This is a genomic window from Campylobacter sp. JH23, from assembly GCF_017846595.1.
Lineage (GTDB): Bacteria > Campylobacterota > Campylobacteria > Campylobacterales > Campylobacteraceae > Campylobacter_D > Campylobacter_D coli.
In genome coordinates this window covers 17336-38256 of the sequence record NZ_JAEQBP010000003.1, presented here as the reverse complement: position 1 = coordinate 38256, position 20921 = coordinate 17336, and the positions used below count along the sequence as shown (strand labels likewise).

At 31.6% G+C, this 20921-nt stretch carries 26 protein-coding genes, 5 tRNA genes and 1 riboswitch; of the genes, 10 read left to right on the top strand and 21 right to left on the bottom strand.

Annotated elements, in window-relative coordinates; genetic code table 11:
- Positions 1-28 precede the first annotated feature (28 nt).
- The 14 genes from rplK to nssR all read right to left on the bottom strand — a co-directional run bounded on the left by rplK (position 29) and on the right by nssR (position 6088).
- On the bottom strand, positions 29-454 hold the full coding sequence (gene rplK, locus KAR88_RS03255) for a 50S ribosomal protein L11 (RefSeq protein WP_002779452.1): 426 nt from the start codon (positions 452-454) through the stop codon (positions 29-31).
- Positions 455-479: 25 nt separating this feature from the next.
- On the bottom strand, positions 480-1013 hold the full coding sequence (gene nusG / locus KAR88_RS03250) for a transcription termination/antitermination protein NusG (RefSeq protein ID WP_002779451.1): 534 nt from the start codon (positions 1011-1013) through the stop codon (positions 480-482).
- A 13-nt stretch (positions 1014-1026) separates the two neighbouring features.
- Positions 1027-1206 (bottom strand): preprotein translocase subunit SecE, encoded by a 180-nt coding sequence (gene secE, locus KAR88_RS03245; protein ID WP_002779450.1) that lies wholly within the window; start codon positions 1204-1206, stop codon positions 1027-1029.
- An 18-nt stretch (positions 1207-1224) separates the two neighbouring features.
- Positions 1225-1300, bottom strand: a tRNA-Trp gene (locus tag KAR88_RS03240).
- Between the two features lie 11 nt (positions 1301-1311).
- Positions 1312-1470: a 50S ribosomal protein L33 gene (rpmG, locus tag KAR88_RS03235; protein WP_002779449.1), complete on the bottom strand. Its 159-nt coding sequence runs from the start codon at positions 1468-1470 to the stop codon at positions 1312-1314.
- A 52-nt stretch (positions 1471-1522) separates the two neighbouring features.
- Entirely contained in the window at positions 1523-2722 is a 1200-nt protein-coding gene (tuf, locus tag KAR88_RS03230) for an elongation factor Tu (RefSeq protein WP_002779448.1), read from the bottom strand.
- 60 nt (positions 2723-2782) lie between these two features.
- A tRNA-Thr gene (locus KAR88_RS03225) sits at positions 2783-2857 on the bottom strand.
- A gap of 95 nt (positions 2858-2952) precedes the next feature.
- A tRNA-Gly gene (locus KAR88_RS03220) sits at positions 2953-3029 on the bottom strand.
- Positions 3030-3035: 6 nt separating this feature from the next.
- Positions 3036-3121: transfer RNA gene (locus KAR88_RS03215), tRNA-Tyr, on the bottom strand.
- A 60-nt stretch (positions 3122-3181) separates the two neighbouring features.
- Positions 3182-3257 (bottom strand) — tRNA-Thr (locus KAR88_RS03210).
- A gap of 134 nt (positions 3258-3391) precedes the next feature.
- On the bottom strand, positions 3392-4129 hold the full coding sequence (locus KAR88_RS03205) for an amino acid ABC transporter ATP-binding protein (RefSeq protein ID WP_002779794.1): 738 nt from the start codon (positions 4127-4129) through the stop codon (positions 3392-3394).
- 1 nt (position 4130) lies between these two features.
- Positions 4131-4787, bottom strand: coding sequence for an amino acid ABC transporter permease (locus tag KAR88_RS03200; RefSeq protein WP_002780790.1), 657 nt, complete (start codon positions 4785-4787; stop codon positions 4131-4133).
- Complete coding sequence (locus KAR88_RS03195) at positions 4780-5481, bottom strand: amino acid ABC transporter permease (RefSeq protein ID WP_002778476.1); 702 nt, start codon at positions 5479-5481, stop codon at positions 4780-4782. Before KAR88_RS03195 ends, KAR88_RS03200 begins: the two co-directional genes overlap by 8 nt.
- Before the next feature lie 10 nt (positions 5482-5491).
- Positions 5492-6088: a nitrosative stress-sensitive transcriptional regulator NssR gene (gene nssR / locus KAR88_RS03190; RefSeq protein WP_002780788.1), complete on the bottom strand. Its 597-nt coding sequence runs from the start codon at positions 6086-6088 to the stop codon at positions 5492-5494.
- An 81-nt stretch (positions 6089-6169) separates the two neighbouring features.
- Between nssR and ctb the strand changes: the two genes are divergently transcribed.
- Positions 6170-6556 (top strand): truncated hemoglobin Ctb, encoded by a 387-nt coding sequence (gene ctb / locus KAR88_RS03185; RefSeq protein ID WP_002780786.1) that lies wholly within the window; start codon positions 6170-6172, stop codon positions 6554-6556.
- 2 nt (positions 6557-6558) lie between these two features.
- On the opposite strand, the gene recG is transcribed toward ctb, so the two are convergent.
- Genes recG through KAR88_RS03170 form a run of 3 tightly spaced genes read right to left on the bottom strand, consistent with a single transcriptional unit; the run spans position 6559 to position 10629 of the window.
- Complete coding sequence (gene recG / locus KAR88_RS03180) at positions 6559-8373, bottom strand: ATP-dependent DNA helicase RecG (protein WP_002778470.1); 1815 nt, start codon at positions 8371-8373, stop codon at positions 6559-6561.
- Positions 8363-9583: a pitrilysin family protein gene (locus KAR88_RS03175; RefSeq protein ID WP_002778469.1), complete on the bottom strand. Its 1221-nt coding sequence runs from the start codon at positions 9581-9583 to the stop codon at positions 8363-8365. Before KAR88_RS03175 ends, recG begins: the two co-directional genes overlap by 11 nt.
- The gene (locus KAR88_RS03170) at positions 9583-10629 is read right to left on the bottom strand and encodes a dehypoxanthine futalosine cyclase (RefSeq protein WP_002778468.1); all 1047 of its coding nucleotides are present in this window, start codon (positions 10627-10629) and stop codon (positions 9583-9585) included. Before KAR88_RS03170 ends, KAR88_RS03175 begins: the two co-directional genes overlap by 1 nt.
- Positions 10630-10700: 71 nt before the next feature.
- Between KAR88_RS03170 and KAR88_RS03165 the strand changes: the two genes are divergently transcribed.
- Positions 10701-11888, top strand: a complete 1188-nt coding sequence (locus KAR88_RS03165; RefSeq protein WP_002778467.1) for an MFS transporter — start codon at positions 10701-10703, stop codon at positions 11886-11888.
- Between the two features lie 26 nt (positions 11889-11914).
- Here KAR88_RS03165 and nusA read toward each other — a convergent pair whose 3' ends face one another.
- On the bottom strand, positions 11915-13003 hold the full coding sequence (gene nusA / locus KAR88_RS03160; RefSeq protein WP_002778466.1) for a transcription termination factor NusA: 1089 nt from the start codon (positions 13001-13003) through the stop codon (positions 11915-11917).
- A gap of 124 nt (positions 13004-13127) precedes the next feature.
- Here nusA and KAR88_RS03155 point away from each other — a divergent pair, with 124 nt between their 5' ends.
- From KAR88_RS03155 to KAR88_RS03130, 6 genes are read left to right on the top strand one after another with little or no spacing between them, the layout of a single operon-like run.
- Entirely contained in the window at positions 13128-13370 is a 243-nt protein-coding gene (locus tag KAR88_RS03155; RefSeq protein ID WP_002778465.1) for an HP0268 family nuclease, read from the top strand.
- Positions 13367-14668 carry a tRNA (N6-isopentenyl adenosine(37)-C2)-methylthiotransferase MiaB gene (miaB, locus tag KAR88_RS03150; protein WP_002800930.1) on the top strand — a complete coding sequence of 434 codons (1302 nt, stop codon included), beginning with the start codon at positions 13367-13369 and terminating at the stop codon, positions 14666-14668. Before KAR88_RS03155 ends, miaB begins: the two co-directional genes overlap by 4 nt.
- Positions 14652-15275, top strand: a complete 624-nt coding sequence (locus tag KAR88_RS03145) for a lysophospholipid acyltransferase family protein (protein ID WP_002778463.1) — start codon at positions 14652-14654, stop codon at positions 15273-15275. Before miaB ends, KAR88_RS03145 begins: the two co-directional genes overlap by 17 nt.
- 8 nt (positions 15276-15283) lie before the next feature.
- Positions 15284-16270, top strand: a complete 987-nt coding sequence (locus KAR88_RS03140; RefSeq protein WP_002783572.1) for a hypothetical protein — start codon at positions 15284-15286, stop codon at positions 16268-16270.
- A complete protein-coding gene (locus KAR88_RS03135; protein WP_002780778.1) occupies positions 16267-16791 on the top strand; it encodes a hypothetical protein in 525 nt (174 codons plus the stop codon). The genes KAR88_RS03140 and KAR88_RS03135 overlap by 4 nt, the downstream gene beginning before the upstream one ends.
- Positions 16788-17306, top strand: coding sequence for a hypothetical protein (locus KAR88_RS03130; RefSeq protein ID WP_002778460.1), 519 nt, complete (start codon positions 16788-16790; stop codon positions 17304-17306). The genes KAR88_RS03135 and KAR88_RS03130 overlap by 4 nt, the downstream gene beginning before the upstream one ends.
- Here KAR88_RS03130 and thiC read toward each other — a convergent pair.
- The 3 genes from thiC to rpe form a co-directional block, all read right to left on the bottom strand.
- Entirely contained in the window at positions 17298-18590 is a 1293-nt protein-coding gene (thiC, locus tag KAR88_RS03125; RefSeq protein WP_002780766.1) for a phosphomethylpyrimidine synthase ThiC, read from the bottom strand. The genes KAR88_RS03130 and thiC overlap by 9 nt on opposite strands.
- Positions 18591-18634: 44 nt before the next feature.
- Positions 18635-18739: riboswitch (TPP riboswitch) on the bottom strand.
- Between the two features lie 22 nt (positions 18740-18761).
- Positions 18762-19523, bottom strand: a complete 762-nt coding sequence (locus KAR88_RS03120; protein ID WP_002780764.1) for a 3'-5' exonuclease — start codon at positions 19521-19523, stop codon at positions 18762-18764.
- Complete coding sequence (gene rpe / locus KAR88_RS03115) at positions 19520-20167, bottom strand: ribulose-phosphate 3-epimerase (protein WP_002783571.1); 648 nt, start codon at positions 20165-20167, stop codon at positions 19520-19522. The genes KAR88_RS03120 and rpe overlap by 4 nt, the downstream gene beginning before the upstream one ends.
- A 138-nt stretch (positions 20168-20305) precedes the next feature.
- Here rpe and rpmB point away from each other — a divergent pair, with 138 nt between their 5' ends.
- Entirely contained in the window at positions 20306-20500 is a 195-nt protein-coding gene (gene rpmB / locus KAR88_RS03110) for a 50S ribosomal protein L28 (protein ID WP_002778456.1), read from the top strand.
- A gap of 196 nt (positions 20501-20696) precedes the next feature.
- Positions 20697-20912, top strand: a complete 216-nt coding sequence (locus KAR88_RS03105; RefSeq protein WP_002778454.1) for a YdcH family protein — start codon at positions 20697-20699, stop codon at positions 20910-20912.
- Positions 20913-20921 lie beyond the last annotated feature (9 nt).

Sequence of the window (20921 nt, the reverse complement as noted above, 5' to 3'; positions counted from 1 at the left end):
CCGCTTTTTACCTTAGCGGTAAAAGGTTTTAATCTACGATTTCAACACCCATAGAGCGAGCTGAACCTGCAATAATTTTCGCAGCTTGATCTCTATCCTTAGTATTTAAATCTGCAATTTTTTTATCAACAATTTCTAAAACTTGGGCACGAGTTAATTTACCTACCTTGTTCTTAAGTGGATTATCTGTACCTTTAGAAATTCCAGCTGCTTTTTTAATTAAATCTGTAGCAGGTGGCTGTTTTGTAATAAAAGTAAAGCTTTTATCAGCATAAACAGTAATAACAACAGGAATATTAAATCCTGCCATATCCTTTGTTCTTTCATTAAAAGCTTTACAAAATTCCATGATATTTACACCTTGCTGACCCAAAGCAGGACCTACAGGTGGTGATGGATTAGCTTTTGTAGCTGCAATTTGCAATTTAATTTCGCCTACGACTTTTTTAGCCATAACAAATCTCCTTACTTGATATAAATTAAATTATTTTCTCAACTTGAGAATACAAGATCTCTACTGGAGTAGAACGTCCAAAAATAGAAACATTAAGTTTTAATAATCCACGAACCATATCGTATTCTTCTACTATAGCAGTAAAGTTTGCAAATGGACCTTCAGTAATTCTTACATTTTCTCCTTCTTCAAAAGAGATTTTAGGTTTTGGAGCAGCACGATTATGCACTTTTTCCAAAATTAAATTAATATCTTTTTCTGTTAAAGGAGTAGGTTTTTTTGATTCTCCAATAAAACGACCAACTTTTGGAAGAGATTGAATGCGATGCCAAAGTTCTGTATTTAAATCTAGATGTGCAAAAACATACCCAGAATACAAACTTCTTTCACTTATCTTCTCTTTTCCATTTTTAAATTCAATAACATCTTCAGTCGGAACAACTATTTCTTTTAGTTGCTCTTCGATTCCATTATCTTTTACTAAATTTTCAATGGCTCTTTTAACTGCCATTTCGCTACCAGCATAAGTTTGGATTGCATACCATTTATGAGTACTCAAATTTTGTTCTCCTTTATACAATCGCAGAAACAATAGAGGACATAATCCAATCCACTAACGCCAAAAACAAAGAAATAACCGCAACCACTACAAAAACTGTAATATAAGCATTTCTTACCTGTTCTTTTAAAGGAAAAATTACTTTCCTTAATTCGACTTTTGATAATTTAAAATAAGTTATTAATTTTTCCATTTATTTAAACCTTAATTATGGCAGGGCAAGAGGGATTCGAACCCCCAACCATCGGATTTGGAATCCGGTGCTCTACCGTTGGAGCTATTGCCCTAGGGCATAAGCTTAACTTTTTAGCTTAACTTCTTTGTGAAGTGTGTGTTTTTTTAATCTTGGGCAATATTTTTTTAATTCCAATTTTTCTGTAGTATTTTTGCCATTTTTATAGGTGCTATAATTAATATCACCACATTCTTCACATTTTAAACCAACTTTAATTCTCATTTATATTTTCCTTAAAAAATTTAAAGCCAAGTATTAAACTTGGCTTTTAAAATTACTTAATAATTTTAGAAACAACACCTGAACCAACAGTTTTACCACCTTCACGGATAGCAAAACGAGTACCTTCTTCAAGCGCTACTGGTGCAATCAAGCTTACAGTAATTCTTACATTTTCACCAGGCATAACCATTTCAACGCCATCAGCTAATTTAATAGAACCTGTTACATCTGTTGTTCTTACATAGAATTGCGGTCTATAGTTATTAAAGAATGGAGTATGTCTACCACCCTCATCTTTATTTAGGATATAAACTTCAGCTTCGAAATCAGTATGTGGAGTAATTGATTTTGGTTTAGCAAGAACCATACCGCGGATAACTTCTTCTTTTTTTGTACCACGAAGAAGAACACCAACATTATCCCCTGCTTCACCTTGATCCATTTCTTTTCTAAACATTTCAACGCCAGTTACAGTTGTTGTTTGAGTATCTTTAATACCAACGATTTCTATAGTATCACCAACTTTTACAATACCTTTTTCAATTCTACCTGTAACAACAGTACCACGACCTGAAATTGAGAAAACATCTTCAATTGGCATTAAGAAATCTTTTTCAGTGTCACGAGTTGGAGTTGGAATATAGCTATCAACAGCAGCCATAAGATCCATAATTTTCGCTGACCATTCGCCATCTTGTCCAGCTTTTGCTTCTTCAAGAGCTTTTAAAGCAGAACCTGAAATAATAGGTGTGTCATCACCTGGGAAATCATAAGAGCTTAATAATTCTCTAATTTCCATTTCAACCAATTCTAAAAGTTCAGCATCATCAACCATATCTGCTTTATTCATAAATACAACGATATATGGAACACCTACTTGGCGCGATAGAAGGATGTGCTCTCTAGTTTGTGGCATAGGACCATCAGCTGCAGAAACAACAAGGATAGCACCGTCCATTTGAGCAGCACCAGTGATCATGTTTTTAACATAGTCAGCGTGACCTGGACAATCAACGTGTGCATAGTGGCGATTATCTGTTTCATATTCAATATGAGAAGTTGCAATAGTGATACCTCTTTCTTTTTCTTCAGGAGCGTTATCAATATTATCATAATCTTTAAGTTCTGCCAAACCTCTTCTTGAAAGAACAGCAGAAATAGCAGCTGTCAAAGTAGTTTTACCGTGGTCAACGTGACCAATAGTACCAATGTTTACATGTGGCTTATTACGTGAAAATTTTTCTTTAGCCATTTTTTCCTCCATATAAAAATTTAACAAGGCAAGTCTATATTTATAATTTTTTCAATTTTATGGAGCTCATAGCGGGAATTGAACCCGCGACCTCTCCCTTACCAAGGGAGTGCTCTACCTCTGAGCCATACGAGCGCTCAGAAAAATTATATAAAAACATAGACAACTAAAAAACAATTTTAGGGGATTTACTGTAAGTTAGAAAAAAAATACAGCTCCCAGTCAAACTTTGGAGCGGGAAACGGGACTCGAACCCGCGACCCTCAGCTTGGAAGGCTGATGCTCTAGCCAACTGAGCTACTCCCGCAAAGCATGGTGGTGAGTCGTGGATTCGAACCACGGAAGGCGAAAGCCAGCAGATTTACAGTCTGCCCTCGTTGGCCACTTGAGTAACTCACCATAAATGAAATATTACATCTAAGCTTATTGTAATATTCTGGTCAAACACTGCTAAAATAATGGAGCTGGTTAAGGGACTTGAACCCCCGACCTGCTGCTTACAAGGCAGCTGCTCTACCAACTGAGCTAAACCAGCAAATAATTTAAAGATGTTATTATATCTGAAAAAAAATAGTTTGTCAAGATTATGCGCTATAAATTATTTAAAAAACAATTTCATAATTAAAAATTTCCCATTAAAAATACAAAAACTAAGATTTTTTATTGAAATCATTTATGATAGTCAAATAAATTAAGGAATTTCTTAGCTCTTTCGCTTTTAGGATTTTCAAAAAAACCATCAGGAGTATTTTCTTCGATAATTTCTCCATTATCCATAAAAATTATTCTATCGGCTACCGCTCTTGCAAATCCCATCTCGTGAGTGACTATAAGCATAGTCATTCCATCTTTTGCCAAATTTAAAATTACCTCTAAAACTTCACGAACGATTTCAGGATCAAGTGCTGCTGTAACCTCATCAAAAAGCATAAGCTCTGGATTCATGCAAAGACTGCGCACTATAGCTATTCTTTGTTTTTGCCCTCCGCTTAACTCTTTTGGATAAGCATCGATTTTATGTGCTAAACCTACTTTTTCAAGCCAAATTTTAGCTTCTTGCAAAACTTCTTCTTTAGCTCTTTTTTGTACTTTTAAAGGACCTAAAAGTATGTTATCTTTCACGCTTAAATGTTCAAATAGCTCGTATGATTGAAATACCATACCCACTTTTTGACGCACTCTTGTCCAATCTTTAAAATTTTTATCGATCTTATCTTGTCCTATTTCTATAACCCCATCTGCAATTTCCTCAAGCCCATTAATACAACGCAAAAGAGTAGATTTTCCGCAACCACTTGGACCTAAAATCACCACCACTTCTTTTTGTTTTACTTCTAAGTTGATATTCTTTAAAGCATGATGAAAGCCATAATATTTTTGCAAATTTTTTATCTTTAAAATACTCATTTTAACTCCATTTTTTTTCTAATTTTTTAGAATATAAAGTAACAGGATAGCAAATTAAAAAAAAGATAAAAAAGATTAGACCATAAATAATAAATGGTGCTAAATCATTTTTATTGTTAAATTCGATGATTTGCTGCCCCACTTTTACAAGCTCTACCGCACCGATTAAATAAGCAAAAGTTGTACTTTTAATCATGCGTGTTAATAAATTCATACTCATAGGTGTTAAACGACGCATAGCTTGAGGAATGATAATATAAAAATAACTTTGAGCTTTATTTAAACCAAGACTTGCTGCACTTTCGTATTGGTGTTTAGGAATGCTTTTTAAAGAAGTTCTTACCAAATCCATCATTTCAAAACTTCCCCAAATACTAAAAACAATAATAGCCGAACTTACACTGCTTAAATTTATACCCAACCATCTAGAAAGTCCAAAATATACCATAAAAAGCCATACTAGTAGCGGCATAACACGAACAAATTCTAAAGCAAAACGACATAAAATATAAATATAACGATTTTTCAGACTCATCAAAATACCTAAAAAAAGCCCGCCAAAAGAAGTTATAATAATACTTACAATAGAAATTTCAAGTGTGATATACAAGCCTTTCCAAAGTCGACTTAAAGTATCTGGATTTAATAGATCAAACATTTGAAAACCTTTTTTCCAAAAAGAACAAAAACAAAGAAATAGGCAGTATGATACATAAATATCCCAAAAACAAAAGCAATAAAAGCTCATCCGTTTTATAAGTAAGTGAATTTAAACCCTTCATAACTGTGACTAAATCCGGCAAAGCTATAATGCTCACAACAGAGGTTTCTTTAATAAGAAAAACAATATTTGCGCTTATTCCTGGTAAGCAAACCCCTAAAGCTTGAGGCATTATAACATAACGCAAATTATTCAATTTAGTAAAACCCAAAGAAAGACCTGCTTCAAATTGCTGCTTTTTAATGGCTTCAAAACCAGCTCTAAAACTCTCTGCCATATAAGAACCGCCCAAAAAACTAAGCCCCACAATAGCACAAGCAAACGCTGGACGCAAAGCCTCATCTACACTTAAACAAATCAAATTCAAAGGCGGAATTTGTTCTAAATGAATATCAAATTTAGGCAAAGCATAATACAAGAAAAAAAGCTGTATCAATAAAGGAGTATTGCGAGAAAATTCTATATAAACTTTACAAAAAGCTTCCATAATCGTTATTTTAAAATAACTCATTAAAATACAAAAAAAGCCTATAATTATAGAAAAAATAATACCAAAAAAACTAAGTTTTAAAGTAAGCCAAGCAGCTGCAATAAAAGCATTTGAATTAGCTAGTATAAAATCAAAATCCATTTTATTCCTATTACCAAAGTCCTTTTTTTAAACCCTCTTTATCTAGGATCTCAATTTTACCCTTTTTTGTCTCAATTAGCTCTGAATTTTTAAATTCTTTTAGAATTCTTGACAAAGATTCAGCACGAACACTTAAATCCACTGCAATTTGTCTTTGCGAAATTTGAGCCAAATTCTTTTCATTTTCCAAAAGATATCTTGCAAGTTTACTTTTTAAATCCAAAGAATTTTCTAATAATTTTTTTTCTAAAATTTTAATTTTTTCAAAAAGAGATGAAATAAGCAAGAAATTAAATTCTTTATTTTGGCTGCACAGGGTTTCAAAATCTTCAAAATCAATTTCTAAAATTTCACAATATTCTTCACAAATAGCATTTGCTGGATATCTCAAACGCTTAAATGTAGGCATTTCGGCTATAAAATTAGGCGGGGTAAAATAATGCAAAGTAATCTCTTTTTCGCCTGCTGTGCTTTTGTATACACGCACTCTACCTTTTAAAAGAATAAAAAATTTTAATGCCTTTTCGCCTTCAAAAAATAAAATATTATTTTTTTCAAATTTTCTTATTTTACCTATACCCTTTAAAAAATCTAAATACTCTTGCATTATAATATTTAACCTATGTTAATTTTATCTCATTTTGTTTGTGCTATATTAACGATAAATTTTTATCCAAAGGCAAACACAATGAAATATGAAACTATAAATCAAGAAAGTATAGCTAAACTTATGGAACTTTTTTATGACAAAATAAGAAAAGATAAGGATTTAGGGCCTATTTTTAACAATGCCATAGGAACTAGCGATGAAGCTTGGAAAGAGCACAAAGCAAAAATAGGGAATTTTTGGGCAGGAATGTTGCTAGGGGAAGGTGATTATATCGGACAACCTCTAAAAAAACATCTTGATTTGCCTCCTTTTCCGCAAGAATTTTTTGGAATTTGGTTAGGACTTTTTGAAGAAAGTTTAGATAAAATTTACAATAATGAAGAAATGAAAAATGTTATTTTACAGCGCGCACAAATGATAGCCTCGCATTTTCAAAATATGCTTTATCGTTTTGGTGGACATTAAGATTATATTTCCATCAAATCTTTTTTTGCTTTTTCCAAAATGTATTCATCTTTGGAAAAATCAAAATATTTAAATTCATTTCCATGCTGGATAAATCCATCGAGCAAATCTCCACTCAAACGATTTTTAAGATCAAGTTCTGCGATTTTAAAACCATCTAAAGTACTAGCAAATTCTTTTAAACGACTTGGAATTTCTTTGAGTTTTGTATAAAGATAACAAGTGCTTTTAAGTCCGACACGGCCCACGCGTCCGCGAAGTTGATGCAAGGTAGCAAGGCCTAAGCGCTCCGCTCCTACAATAACAATAGTACTAAGCCTTGGCAATGAAATTCCTACTTCTACGACTGTGGTGCTTAATAAAATATTTCCCTCATCACGAAACCGCTCCAAAATTTCATCCTTTTGCTTGTCTTTTCCATGCGTAACAAAAACTTTTTCATAATTATCCTCCCAATACCTCCTTGCTTGTTCTAAAGAAAGATAAGGAATTTTATCGCTTGGATTGACTAAGGGATAGATGATGATGATTTGATGATTTTGTGCGATTTCTTCTTTGATTTTTTCACTAAGCTTTGCAAAACCTTCATTTTGTATACAAAGAGTGGTGATATCCTTTTTAAAAGGCATTTCCTTGATAAAACTAAAATTTAAAAGTTCTGATTGTATCATGCTTAAAGTTCTTGGAATGGGAGTTGCAGAAAATTGTATAAAATGTGGGGCTAATTCATTTTCATTTAAAGAATAAATTTGCTGACGCTGTGCAGAGCCAAAGCGATGCTGCTCATCTATCATTACAAGCACAGCATTATGACTTTGAAGGTGAATGAGCGCATGGGTTCCTATAATCAAATTGGCTTTTTTAATTTTTTCTTCCAAATCTTTTTCTTTTTTACCCCCTTTAATAAATAAAATATCCACAAATTCAGGCAAAAGCTTTTTTGCCTCTTCATAGAGTTGATTGGCAAGTATGCTAGTAGGAGCCATTAAGATAGCTTGTTTTGGATACACCATCAAAGCAGCGCCCAACAAAACCAAAGTCTTGCCACAGCCTACATCCCCCATAATCACCCGTCTTTTAGCTTCTTTAGAGCCCAAATCTTGCTCTATATCCTTTAAAGCATTTAATTGATCACGAGTGGGTGAAAAGGGTAAATTTTTTAGCCAATTGGCTATATTGAAAATTTCAATTTCATAAGCTTTAAAGTGACTTTTTTTAGCCTTCAAGCGTTTTAAAAAATTGTAAATTTCAATATATTTTAAATCTTTCTCAAAGCGCTCCAAATTCTCAAACATCAAAAAACTTTTTTCATCATAAGTGTGTAAATTTAAAAGAAAATGGATATATTTATCCTCAATCCCACTTTCTTTTAAATTTTCATAATTAAGATATTTGTGTATAAATTCAGAAATTTTTTTATCTTGTAAACCTTGAATTTGATATTTTGGAGCAAAACCTGCAAAAGAAGTTAAAATTTTAGGATTGTTAAATTGCCAAACATGGCCAAAACGCGTAAGTTTCCCATTTAAAATAAGTTCTTTGCCTATTTTGCAAATTCCAAAGTGCCAAGCCCTAGGATGAAAAAACACAAAGGAAATGTCTTGACTCCACTCTTTACAAAATCCCAAACCAAAGAGCTGACCTTTTTTTGAATGAATGCTTTTAATGATTATTTTTTGAGTGCATAGCTCATTTTCTTTAGGTGTTTTGCTTGGACTTAAATTTTCGATTTTTTTAGGTAAGATAAGCGCTAAATCAATCGCGCTTTTAATTTTTAATTTTTTAAAAAAATCAAAATCATTTTCTTTAATTTTCATTTGCAATACTTGCAAAATTTAAATCTAAAATTTCATTATGTTTTTGAATATAAGCATTTAGCTCTTGAAGCTCTACTTTTTCTATAAGCTTTAATTCTTCTTTATAATATCCTTTTGGCAATCCCTGATAGTACTCATTAAAACTTATCGACAAACGCCTACTAAGACTTTCATAACGCAAAGGAGTTGAACCTATGAGAAAATTTTTAGCCTGCACAAGCTCATTTTGACTCACTCCTTCTTTTACAAAATCTCTAAATACTTCTTTAACTATCTTTTTAGCTTCTTTAGCACTTTCATTTTTAGTTTGCAAATAACCAAAAACTCTAGTAAAAGATGCATTCATATCAAGCATAGCATAAGCAGAATACGCAAGCCCTCTTTTAACACGAATTTCTTCCATTATCCTTGATCCAAAACCGCCTTGACCTAAAATAAATAGTGCGATTTTTGCAAGATAAAAATCCTTATCATTAAATTTTGTAAAAAAGGGTGCAGCAAAGTAAATATAGGCTTGTTCGCTTTCTTTTCTGATTTGGATTATGTCTTTATTTTTTGAGTTAATTTCATAAGTTTTTTGTGAATTTTGACTGCCTTTTTGAAGTTTTGCTAATAATTTATTTAATAAGCCTTTAGCCTTTTCTTGGGCTAAATTCCCGCCTAAAATCACTACAAGATTACTTAAATTAATATTTTTCTTATAAAAACTCTCCAAGTCGCTTAAAGAAATTTGCTTGATACTTTTTTCATCGCCATCATTTGGACTTTGAAATTCTTTACATTCAAAAATTTCGCTATTAAGCAAATTTTTTGCTAAATAATCAAAATCACTATTTTTACTAGCAAGCTCACCTAGGGCATTGATTTTTAATTTTTCTAAAATTTTTTCTTCAAATCTAGGATTTAAGAGTAAGTTTTCTAAGTGTTTTAAAGCAAATTCAAAATTTTCTTTCAAGCAAGAAAGATTGATTTCTAAACTTTCAAAACCACTACTTGCTTCCAAATTTACAGCTTTAAATTCCAATTCTTTAAAAAAGCTATCATCTACACCCTCATTTAAAATTCTTGCAAACATCTTTGCAAGTCCTGCTATTTCATCATAACTTCTTCCACAATTTCTAAAAACAAGCTTTAAGATAACAATAGGAAAATCGTTATTTTCTTCAAAAATAAAAGGAATTTTTACTCTACTAACTTCTAAATTCTGCATTAAAACCTTTCTAAAATTTCATAAGCTGTATTACGCTTAGCGGGATTTTCACCTAAGCTTTTAATCAGTCTTATCATCTCATCTTGATTCATTCTATAACTCGCACCTGCAGCGCTTACAACATTTTCTTCCATCATGGTTGAGCCTAAATCATTGGCCCCAAATTTTAAAGCAAGTTGCCCAATCAATGAACCTTGTGTTACCCAAGAACTTTGTAAATTTTTAAAATTATCCAAATAAAGTCTAGCCAAAGCTAAAAGTCTTAAATATTTGTTTGAACTTTGCTTCATGATTTCAGGATGTTTTTGGATTAATGCTGTATTTTCACTTTGAAAACTCCATAAAATAAAAGCTCTAAATCCTCCTGTTTCATCTTGTAATTTTCTTAAATGCTCGAAGTGATCTATAATCTCCTCATCACTTTCAACCGTTCCAAACATCATAGTAGCAGTGCTTTTCATACCGATTTCATGCGCTCTTCTATGTACTTCTAGCCAAGTAGCAGTATCGCATTTATTAGGCGCGATAATATCTCGCACTCTATCGCTTAATACCTCAGCACCCGCTCCAGGTATTGAAAACAAACCTTTAGCTTGAAGTCTTTGTAAAACTTCAGAAATTGAAATTTTAGAAGCCTTGGCAATATAAGCAATCTCAACTGCAGAAAAACCATGCACGGTAATATTTGGATAATGCTCCTTAATCCACGAAACAAGCTCTTCATACCATTCTATTTTTAATTTAGGATGCACCCCGCCTTGAAAAAGAATTTGCGTCCCTCCAATAGCTTCAAGCTCTTCGATTTTTTTACCAATTTCTTCAAAACTCAAAATATAAGCGTCATCTTCTTTATGATGGCGATAAAAAGCACAAAAAGAACAATCTATGCAACAAACATTGGTGTAGTTTATATTTCTATCTACAACAAAGGTGGTGATTTTTTCGGGATGAAGTTCTAATTTTCTTTGATAAGCTATTTCTCCAAGTTCTGCTAAATTTGCATTCCTTAACAAATAAAGAGCTTCTTCTTTATCTAATCTTTTCAAGTTATTTCCTTAAATCCATTTTTAGCTTTATTATAGCATTTAAAAACATAAATTATGCTATAGTTTCGCTTATGAATTATATTGACTTATTGAAAAATAATAAAAATATTAGAATACTAACCTTAGTACAATTTATCGTGTATTTTGGCGCTTGGTTTTCCCAAACAGGTGTTTTTACTCTTTTAGTAAGCCTTAACGCTCCTACTTGGGCAACGGCTACAAGCGCTATGCTTGCTTTTTTACCAGGAGTTTTGCTTGCTCCTATTAATGGAGTTATAGTAGAAAAAAACAAACCCAAAAAGCTTTTGTTAAGTATGATTAGCATAGAACTTGTTTCTATTTTCTGCCTTATCTTTGTAACCAGTCTTAGCATGCTTTGGCTTTTATTTATTTTAATTTTTGTTAGACTTTGCGTGGCTTCGATTTATTTTCAAGCTGAAATGAGCTTGCTAGCTAAAATTTTAAATCCAAAAGAACTCAAGCTTGCTAATGAGATGCATAGTGTAATTTGGGCGGTTTCTTATACAGCAAGTATGGCAAGTGCGGGAATTTTTATCAATTTCTTTGGCATTAAAGCGGCCTTTTTGTTTGATTGTTGTCTGATAATTATTGGAATTTTATTTTTAACCAAACTTCATATTCCTCATTTTAAACAAAAAATTCAAAATAAATTTTTTATTCTGATTAAAGAAGGTTTTTTATATGTTTTACAAAATAAAATTATCCTTCATCTTATTATATTGCACGCTTTTATAGGACTTACCGCTTATGAAACACTCGTAACTTTATTAGCCCAACACGAATACAAAGAAGTTTTATCCGCTGCTTTGGTTATAGGGTTTTTAAATGCAATAAGGGCTTTAGCTTTAGCTTTTGGTCCTATTTTTCTAAGTAAAATCACAAACAATAAAAATGTATTTTTTCTATACTTAGGTCAAGGTTTAGGAATTATACTTTGGGCTTTAACCCAGTTTAATTTTTATATTTCATTTATAGGCCTTATTGCTGCGGGATTTTGTACCTCATCCCTTTGGGCTTATACTTATACTATGATTCAGAAAAATTGTGATAAAACTTACTATGGCAGAGTGATTGCTTATACAGATATGGTTTATCTTAGCTTTAGCGCTCTTATTTCTCAACTCATGGGCTTATTGTTTGAACAAGGTTTTAAGCTTGCTATAATCACGGCTTTACTTGGAGTGGTATTTATATTTGCGGCTTTTTATTGGAGATGGTTTGATAAGAAATATTTGTGAATTTTATAAATTCACAAATTAAAAGATTAAATTTTAAATAAATCTTGCAAGTTTTTCAAGGCTTCTTCATTACTTAAAGTATTGCTTGTGGTGCGAGCATTCACTTCATTAAGTTCGATTTCATATCCACTAAGCATACCCGCAAGACGAATATTAATACCGCTTTTTCCAATGGCCTTACTCTTTTGCTCGCTGTTTAAAGTTACAATTGCTTTTTCATTTTCAATTTTTACAGAACTCACTATAGCAGGTGCTAAAGCTCTTGCGATTAAAATTTCAGGTTCATTGCTAAATTCAATACAATCTATATTTTCATTATGTAATTCTTTACTCACAGCGTTGATTCTAACCCCTTTTACACCTACAGTAGCTCCCACAGGATCAATATTTGCCCCATTTGCTTGAAGTATAATTTTCGCTCTTTCTCCAGGAATTCTAGCGCATTTAACTACGCTTACATATCCATCTTTAATTTCAGGCACCTCTGCTTCAAGTAAACATTCTAAAAATTTAGGGCTTGTGCGACTTAGCTCCATTTTAATACCCTTATCCGTATAAACACGGCGTATCACAGCTTTAACAACATCGCCCACTTTAAATTTTTCACCCTTGATGCGATTTTTTCTAGGTAAAAAAGCTCTTAGCTCATCGATTTCTATATAGGTATTTTCCTCATTATCAATTCGCACAACATTTCCAAAAACCATTTGACCGACTTTATTTTTATATTTTTCAAAAATGGTTTGCTCAAGTAGTTTTTGTATATGGTATTCTAATTCTTTATGTAAAATATTTACAGCTGTTCTTCCTAAATTTTCTAAAGAACATTCATAGGTAAGCTCATCACCAATTTCAACATCAGGTGCTTCTTTTTTAGCCTTGCTAAATTCAATATAACTTTCTTTATTTTCATTCAATCTTTCGTCATTATCAGCCACAACTGTAATTTTTTGATAAAGATTTAAATTTTTTCTATCTACAAAAAAGTCATATTCTTGCCCATAAATTCTTTTTGCTGTATTTATCAAAGCTATAATAACTTTTTCTTTCACGCTTTCTATATCTAAATTTTTCTCATTCGCAATGCTTTCTATAATGTCTGCGATTCTTTCCATAATTATCGATACCTTTTCTTTTGGGATTTTTTTAAGAAAGTAGATTAAAAGTATATCTTTAATAAGTTTAATTAAAAGTAAAATTTGATAAAATTATAGATTTAAAAGACGCTAAGGATATAATATGGATTTAAAATTGGCAAGAAATTTAATCAATGAAGAGCCTAAAAATATTAGTCTAGCTAAAATTGAAGAGGCTGTAAATCAAGAAGGACAAAAGTTTTTTTATTTTGATAAAGAAAATTCACACAAAGATCTTATTGCCTTGGTTGAACACTTTGAAAAAAAAGGCTTAAGTGTTTATCATAGAACTATCAGATATGGTTTAGATAGTAATGATTTTATGTATGAGGTTCATATTCTTTGAGCTCGAAAAAACTTTTTATTCAAACCTTAGGCTGTGCAATGAATGTCAGAGATTCTGAACATATGATAGCAGAACTGACGCAAAAAGATAATTATACTTTAACAGAAGATATTAAAGAAGCAGATTTGATACTTATCAATACCTGCTCTGTGCGTGAAAAGCCTGTGCATAAGCTTTTTTCAGAAGTGGGTGGCTTTGAAAAGGTTAAAAAATCAGGCGCAAAAATAGGAGTTTGTGGATGTACAGCTTCTCATTTAGGGAGTGAAATCTTTCGTCGTGCTCCTTATGTGGATTTTGTACTAGGAGCTAGGAATATTTCTAAAATTACCCAAGCTGTTAACACTCCTAAATTTATGAGCGTTGATATAGATTATGATGAGAGTGAATTCGCTTTTGGGGATTTTAGAAATAGCATTTATAAATCATATATTAATATCTCTATAGGTTGTGATAAGCATTGTACTTATTGTATAGTTCCCCATACAAGAGGAGATGAAATTTCCATTCCTTTAAATATCATCTATAAAGAAGCACAAAAAGCAGTAGATAAAGGAGCTAAGGAAATTTTCCTATTAGGACAAAATGTCAATAATTATGGTAAAAGATTTAGAAATGAACACAAAAAAATGGATTTTTCAGATCTTTTAGAAGAACTTAGCACCATAGAAGGATTAGAGCGCATCCGTTTTACAAGTCCTCATCCTCTACATATGGACGATAAATTTTTAGAAGTATTTGCCAAAAATCCAAAAGTTTGTAAATCAATGCATATGCCTTTGCAAAGTGGCTCAAGTCAAATTTTAAAAGCTATGAAGCGTGGTTACACCAAAGAATGGTATCTAGATAGGGCATTAAAATTAAGAGAACTTTGCTCAAATGTTAGCATATCCACAGATATTATTGTTGCATTTCCAGGAGAAAGCGATAAAGACTTTGAAGAAACCATGGAGGTTTTAGAAAAAGTACGCTTTGAACAAATGTTTTCTTTTAAATACTCTAAACGCCCTTTAACCAAAGCTGCTACCATGCCAAATCAAATCGATGAAGAGATAGCCTCAAATCGACTTAGTACTCTACAGGCTCGTCATAATGAAATTTTAGACGATATTGTTAAAAAACAAGAAAATAAAACTTTTAAAGTTCTTTTTGAAGAATTAAGAGCAGGCAATGCTATCGTGGGTAGAACAGATAATAATTTTCTAGTGCAAGTTGAAGGCAGCGAAGAGCTCTTAGGAACTTTTAAAGAAGTAAAAATTACTAATGCAAAGCGTATGGTTTTATATGGGGAAATCATTTAAAATAGCTTTTATAGCACGCTTAGTTTTCATTCTACAATGGTTGATTTTTCTTACTTGTAAAAAAACCTACAAAGGTGATAAAGTTGATCAAATTTCTAATGTGATACTTTTTTGGCATGGGCGTCTTGCCCTTATGCCTTTCGCATTTAGGCATTTTGGCAAAAAAGGAAAAAAAGCTTATGTTATGATCTCTCATCATAGAGATGGGGAGCAAATTGCTAGAATTATCAAATTGTTTGGATTAGATACCGTGCGTGGAAGCACTTCAAAAGGAGCTAGTACAGCTCTTCGAAGTGCTTTTAAAATTTTAGATGAAAATCATGATGTAGTCATTACTCCTGATGGGCCACGCGGACCTTATCATAGCATTTCAGATGGAGCGGTATTGCTTGCACAGAAAAAAAATGTTAAAATAAGAATTTTAAACTATGAGGCAAGAAATTTTTGGGAATTTAAAAGTTGGGATAAAATGATTTTACCTAAGCCTTTTACTCATTTAGTCTATAGGCTTAGCGAACCCTTGGATATTTCAAGTTTAGATAAAGATCAAGCTAAATTTTTTTTACTTGAACATTTTAAAAAAATTGAACAAATGGATAAATTTTAAGGAATAAAATGTTATTTTTACTTAAAAAAATATTACCACAACTTTTCACAAGTATTATTTTAGAAGATAAAAAAAACATCCTTAAAACTTCTATATATAAAAATCACAAACTTATAAGTAGTAATGAAAAAACCTTTGATAAGAGTGAAAAATTATTAGAATATGTAAAAACACTCAATAGCAAATTTTTATTTTATCACACAGCATTATTTTTAAATGTCAAAGAGCAAGGTTTGATTCCTAGTAAAAACGACAAGGATTTTGAGCGTTTTAATGTAGGTAAAATGAGCTTAAAATCCATCGCTTTAAATAATGCTTTGATATACACAGCAACAGAACACATAGAATACTTTAATGAATTGTTTGAAGATTATGGTGGTTTAGATTTTTTATACTCTCCTTTTGCTATACTTTATCATAATATTTTAAAAGAAAAACCAAACAGCGATAAAATAACTCTTTACGCCTATAAGCATGAGCATATTCTAACTCTTATAATTTGCCGAGGTATTGAAATTTTATATGGAGATATCATTTTCTTTGAAGAAGAATTGGATCTAGAATTTGGACATCAAGAAGAGAATTTAGACAACTTAGGCGAAGATACATTAAATGATACTGAAGTAACGCTTGATAATTTTAATGAAACCCTAGAAGATAAGCTTAACGCTCTTGATCAATTTGATAATATTTTAGGAAATAATGAGAATGATTCAGAGTTTTTGGATGGCAAAGATAAATTTGATCTTGAAGAAATGGATCAATTTGGAAACGACATAGAACTTTGTCGTCATATTGTTACAAGTATTGAAAAATTTTATAAAGATGACAAATATCCAAGTGCGTTTATCGATAAGGCTTTAATCCTTAGCACCAAAGAGCTTGATCAAAGTGCTATTGAATTTTTAGAAGAAGAAACTTTACTGGAAATTGAGTCTAAGCCAATCAATACCTTAGATTCAATCATAGAACTTATGCAAAAGGAGCTTCAGTGAAAAGCTATAGCTTCATACAACCTAGAAAAAAACCTATCTTTACACTCTTTGACAAAATATGGTTTGGGCTTTTTAGTTTTGGTATAGTTTTTATTTTTGCGGTATATTTTCTATATCTTACTCAAATCGCATTAACGCATAATTTTATAGAAGAGCAAAAAGAACAAGTTTTGCAATTTCAAAATAAAACACAAGAAAACGGAAAATTATATGATATTCTTCTAGAACAAAGTAAAATTGCAAATACCTTTCACACTCAAAATCAAGCTTTCAAAAATAGCTTAAAAAATCTTTTTGATATAATAGTTAAAACCGATGGAATCACTCTTGAAAGTATAGAACAAGAAGAAAATTCTCTAAAACTTATAGGAGTTACGCCAACAAAAGAAATGTTTGCCCTACTTTTAGAAACACCGCTAAAAAGTATTTTTGATCAAAGTTTTACAACTTATTATCGTTTAAACAATGGCTGGTATCGCTTTATTAGCATAAGTAAACAAAATTCAGGAGTTTTACAATGAAAGATAAAAGTCTTGAAGAATTAAATATTTTAAAGATTGTTATTTATGTTTTAAGCTTTATTACTGTATGTACTGCTTTGATTTTATTTTTATTATTGCCTGTGCTGAAAGATTACAAACAAACCCATTTAAGAAAAAATTCGCAAGCAGCTATATTTAATGCAGCAAAAGCTAAGCTAGATACTAGTGAAAATAAAATAAGCGCCTTAAGAACAGAAAATAATAAAAGTCTAGAGCAATTTGAACAACAATTCAATCTCACGCACTTTCAAAATTTTTTAGAAAAATACTTTGAAAATATCCAAATAACAGAACTTAAACTAGATAAAAAAGAAAAATATCTTACCCATAGAATCAACATCCGAGCATCGATAAATAATCCTAGACGCTTATATGACTTCATAGATGCCTTAGCTCAATATAACAATCTTGTAAAGATTGATTATCCCATGACCTTAAAGGCTAGTGATCATGGGATAATGATAAATCTTAATGTGCAAATTTACTCAAACTAGACTTACATTCTCGCCTTTTAAGACCTGATTCATTGTATTCATAGCACACATTTTTCCACACATAGAGCAGGAATTTAGATCATCGGGGCGTCTTTCGTTAAACATTTTTTTAGCTTTTTCGCCATCAATGGCAAGTTTAAACATTTTCTCCCAGTCGATATCCTGTCTCGCCTTACTCATCTCATCATCTCTTTTTCTTTCTTTTGGAAGCTTAGCTAAATCCCCTGCATGAGCTGCAATCTTAGTAGCTACTATACCATCTCTAACATCATTTAAATTAGGCAATCTTAAATGTTCAGCAGGAGTTACATAACAAAGTATATCAGCACCCGCAGCAGCAGCCACAGCACCACCGATAGCTCCACTTATATGATCATATCCAGCACCAATATCCGTAACTAAAGGTCCTAGAACATAAAAAGGAGCGCCTTTGCAAATGCGTTTTTCAATTTGCATATTAGCTTCAATCTCATTAATTGCCATATGTCCAGGTCCTTCTATCATTACTTGAACACCTGCTTCCCACGCTCTTTGAGTGAGTAAAGATAATTCGATAAGTTCAGAAATTTGCGCTGCATCACTTGCATCATGTGTAGATCCTGGACGCAAAGCATCACCTAAAGATAGTGTCACATCGTATTTTAAACAAATTTCAAGCAAATCATCATAGTATTCAAAAAAAGGATTTTCAGCTTCTTTCATAGCCATCCACGCATAAAGTACTGATCCTCCTCTAGAAACTATATTAGTAAGTCTTTTGCTTTCTTTAAAAACTCTAGCCGCGCGCGAATTTATACCCGCATGTATAGTCATAAAATCAACCCCGCTTTTTGCATGATGATAAACCACATCTAAAAAATCCCTAGCGCTGATTTGTTTTAGATCTTTTTCTAAAAATCCTACCGCATCATAAACTGGAACTGTTCCTATCATAGCTTTTGAAACTGCGATAAGCTCATCTCTAAAACGACTTGTTTTGCCATAATTGCTTAAATCCATAATAGCTTCGATTCCAAATTTGTGAGCAAGCTCTACTTTTTTCATCTCCTCACTATAATCAACACAATCATTTGAAACACCTAAATTTACATTTACCTTAGTGCGAAGTCCAAGTCCTATACCATTTGGATCAAGACTTTTATGATTGATATTAGCAGGGATGATAATCTTACCACAAGCTATATTTGCAAGCAAAAAATCTTTGCTTACTTCTTCTTTTTGAGCAACAATCTCCATTTCTTTGGTAAAAATACCTTCTTTGGCATAAAGCATTTGAGTTTTCATATTTATCCTTTGAAAAATTTGGATAAATGAGGGTGCAAGTAAATTGTAGAAAGTATAAATCTTCCCGACGCTAGCATTATCTAGTTCCGGTTCGGTCTAAGCTTTTAGCTTACTCTCAGCCTGTATCACAAGCTCCCGTCATTTATGTTTTAATTATACTCTTTAAATATTTTATTTTTGCTTTATGCGAGAAGTCTTGGTAAAATTTATAAGTTCTTCAGTGGTTTTGATATGATAAGGGAGTTTGCCAAGACAATGTTTAAAAATTTCAGCCGCAGCCAAAGCGTCGTTTAAAGCTCTATGGTGGGCATTTTTTATCCCTAAAAGCTCTTTTAAAACATCTAATTTATATCTTGGACTTTCTATACAGCATTGCGCAAATTCTATGGTGCAAATACGACGATTAAGCAAAATTCCAAAACCACACTCATTTAAAGCCTTGGAAATAAAACCATAATCAAAACGCACATTATGTGCGACAAAAATACTGTCTTTTAAAAAAAGTCTAAAATCATTTAAAACCTTAGTCAAACTCGGTGCATCTTTTACCATGTCTAAATTAATTCCTGTAAGTTCTGTAATATTTTCAGGAATTTCTTTTACCTGTACCAAAGAGCTAAAACGATCGATTTCTTGCAAATTTTTTATCTTAACTGCACCTATTTCTAAAATTTGTCCGTTTTTAATCCCGCCTGTACTTTCTATATCTACAATGCAAAAAATTTCTTCTTTGATCTTTTTTGTACGCGTTTGCAAGGTAAAAATATTATTTTTATCTAGAGTTAAACCCAAACCCAAAAGCTCGAAAGTTTCTAAATCAAGTTCATAATCTTTTAATTCTTCAATCTTTTTAAATTCTTTAATTACCCACTCATAGGGCTTACTTTGCTTACTTAAGATAGAAATAATCTGATCAACTTGCTGCAAACTCAAAATTCAAGCTTTAAAGATGAAATTGAAGTTTTATAATCATTTGAAGAAAAAATATAACTTCCAGCGACTAAAATATCTGCTCCCGCAGCTTCTAAATCGCTTGCATTTAAGCCATTAACCCCGCCATCAACCTCTATAAAAACCTTAGCATTTTTTTCATCGATCAGTCTTCTTAATTCTTTGATTTTATCATATACTAAAGGTAAAAATTTTTGTCCGCCAAAGCCAGGATTAACACTCATTAAAAGCACCATATCTACAAAGTCTATCATATGTTTTATGGAATTTATAGGAGTATGTGGATTTAAAACAATAGCAGGATGGATTCCTTGACTTCTTATATACTCGCAAAGTCGTATAGGGTGGGCTTCACTTTCTATATGAAAAGAAATAAATTTAGGCTTGATAGGGATAAAAAGATCTACAAATTTACCCACATCTTTTACCATTAAATGGACATCTAAAGGTATTTCGGTAATGGTTGAAATTTTTTCTATTACACAGGGTCCAAAGGTTAAATTTGGAACAAAATGCCCGTCCATAACATCAATGTGCAAAAGATCAGCTCCTGCTTCATCAATTGCCTTAATCTCTTCTTCTAGTTTTAAAAAATTGGCCGATAATAAACTCGGAGCTACATACATAAGCTTAGCCTCGTTAAAGTAAAAAATTTTAAAGAAAAACATTTTATCTATTTATAAATTAAAAATAGTATAAATATTTGAATATTTTAAGCTTAAATTTGATAAAATCTTGATTTAAAATTTCCAAAGGATGCAAATATGGCAAGAATATGTCAAATCACAGGTAAGGGACCAATGGTGGGTAATAATGTCAGCCATGCTAACAATAAAACAAAAAGACGCTTTTTACCTAATCTTAGAACAGTTCGTGTAACCCTAGAAGATGGCACTACAAGAAAAATGAGAATTGCTGCCTCTACTTTAAGAACTTTAAAAAAACAAAACTCTAAATAAACTCTTGAGGATTCGTCCTCAATGACTTAAAAATCTTCATTATAATTATTTAATTTAACAAATCGCTAATTTGTAACATATTTAAGATTTATTGAATTATTTAGCATTTTTTAAGCCAAAAATATCATTTAATTAGTTATAATGTAACATATCGTTTAATATTTTTTAAATTGTATCAATTTTTAAGGAGAATTTTATGTTACATGAATATCGTGAACTTATGTCAGAGTTAAAAGGAAAAGATGCGCATTTTGATAAATTATTTGAGCGCCATAATGAACTTGACGATCAAATTAAAGATGCAGAAGAAGGAAGAAATTTATTAAGTGATATTGAAATTTCAAATCTTAAAAAAGAAAAATTACATATTAAAGATCAGTTAAACCAATATCTAGCAAACTATAAAAAATAGGGTAAAAAA

Bases quoted from the DNA above. Each gene is read 5' to 3' on its own strand.
- rplK (WP_002779452.1), bottom strand. From the start codon at position 454: ATGGCTAAAAAAGTCGTAGGCGAAATTAAATTGCAAATTGCAGCTACA.
- secE (WP_002779450.1), bottom strand. From the start codon at position 1,206: ATGGAAAAATTAATAACTTATTTTAAATTATCAAAAGTCGAATTAAGG.
- rpmG (WP_002779449.1), bottom strand. From the start codon at position 1,470: ATGAGAATTAAAGTTGGTTTAAAATGTGAAGAATGTGGTGATATTAAT.
- tuf (WP_002779448.1), bottom strand. From the start codon at position 2,722: ATGGCTAAAGAAAAATTTTCACGTAATAAGCCACATGTAAACATTGGT.
- KAR88_RS03205 (WP_002779794.1), bottom strand. From the start codon at position 4,129: ATGAGTATTTTAAAGATAAAAAATTTGCAAAAATATTATGGCTTTCAT.
- KAR88_RS03200 (WP_002780790.1), bottom strand. From the start codon at position 4,787: ATGTTTGATCTATTAAATCCAGATACTTTAAGTCGACTTTGGAAAGGC.
- KAR88_RS03195 (WP_002778476.1), bottom strand. From the start codon at position 5,481: ATGGATTTTGATTTTATACTAGCTAATTCAAATGCTTTTATTGCAGCT.
- nssR (WP_002780788.1), bottom strand. From the start codon at position 6,088: ATGCAAGAGTATTTAGATTTTTTAAAGGGTATAGGTAAAATAAGAAAA.
- ctb (WP_002780786.1), top strand. From the start codon at position 6,170: ATGAAATATGAAACTATAAATCAAGAAAGTATAGCTAAACTTATGGAA.
- recG (WP_002778470.1), bottom strand. From the start codon at position 8,373: ATGAAAATTAAAGAAAATGATTTTGATTTTTTTAAAAAATTAAAAATT.
- KAR88_RS03175 (WP_002778469.1), bottom strand. From the start codon at position 9,583: ATGCAGAATTTAGAAGTTAGTAGAGTAAAAATTCCTTTTATTTTTGAA.
- KAR88_RS03165 (WP_002778467.1), top strand. From the start codon at position 10,701: ATGAATTATATTGACTTATTGAAAAATAATAAAAATATTAGAATACTA.
- nusA (WP_002778466.1), bottom strand. From the start codon at position 13,003: ATGGAAAGAATCGCAGACATTATAGAAAGCATTGCGAATGAGAAAAAT.
- KAR88_RS03155 (WP_002778465.1), top strand. From the start codon at position 13,128: ATGGATTTAAAATTGGCAAGAAATTTAATCAATGAAGAGCCTAAAAAT.
- KAR88_RS03145 (WP_002778463.1), top strand. From the start codon at position 14,652: ATGGGGAAATCATTTAAAATAGCTTTTATAGCACGCTTAGTTTTCATT.
- KAR88_RS03140 (WP_002783572.1), top strand. From the start codon at position 15,284: ATGTTATTTTTACTTAAAAAAATATTACCACAACTTTTCACAAGTATT.
- KAR88_RS03130 (WP_002778460.1), top strand. From the start codon at position 16,788: ATGAAAGATAAAAGTCTTGAAGAATTAAATATTTTAAAGATTGTTATT.
- thiC (WP_002780766.1), bottom strand. From the start codon at position 18,590: ATGAAAACTCAAATGCTTTATGCCAAAGAAGGTATTTTTACCAAAGAA.
- rpe (WP_002783571.1), bottom strand. From the start codon at position 20,167: ATGTATGTAGCTCCGAGTTTATTATCGGCCAATTTTTTAAAACTAGAA.
- rpmB (WP_002778456.1), top strand. From the start codon at position 20,306: ATGGCAAGAATATGTCAAATCACAGGTAAGGGACCAATGGTGGGTAAT.
- KAR88_RS03105 (WP_002778454.1), top strand. From the start codon at position 20,697: ATGTTACATGAATATCGTGAACTTATGTCAGAGTTAAAAGGAAAAGAT.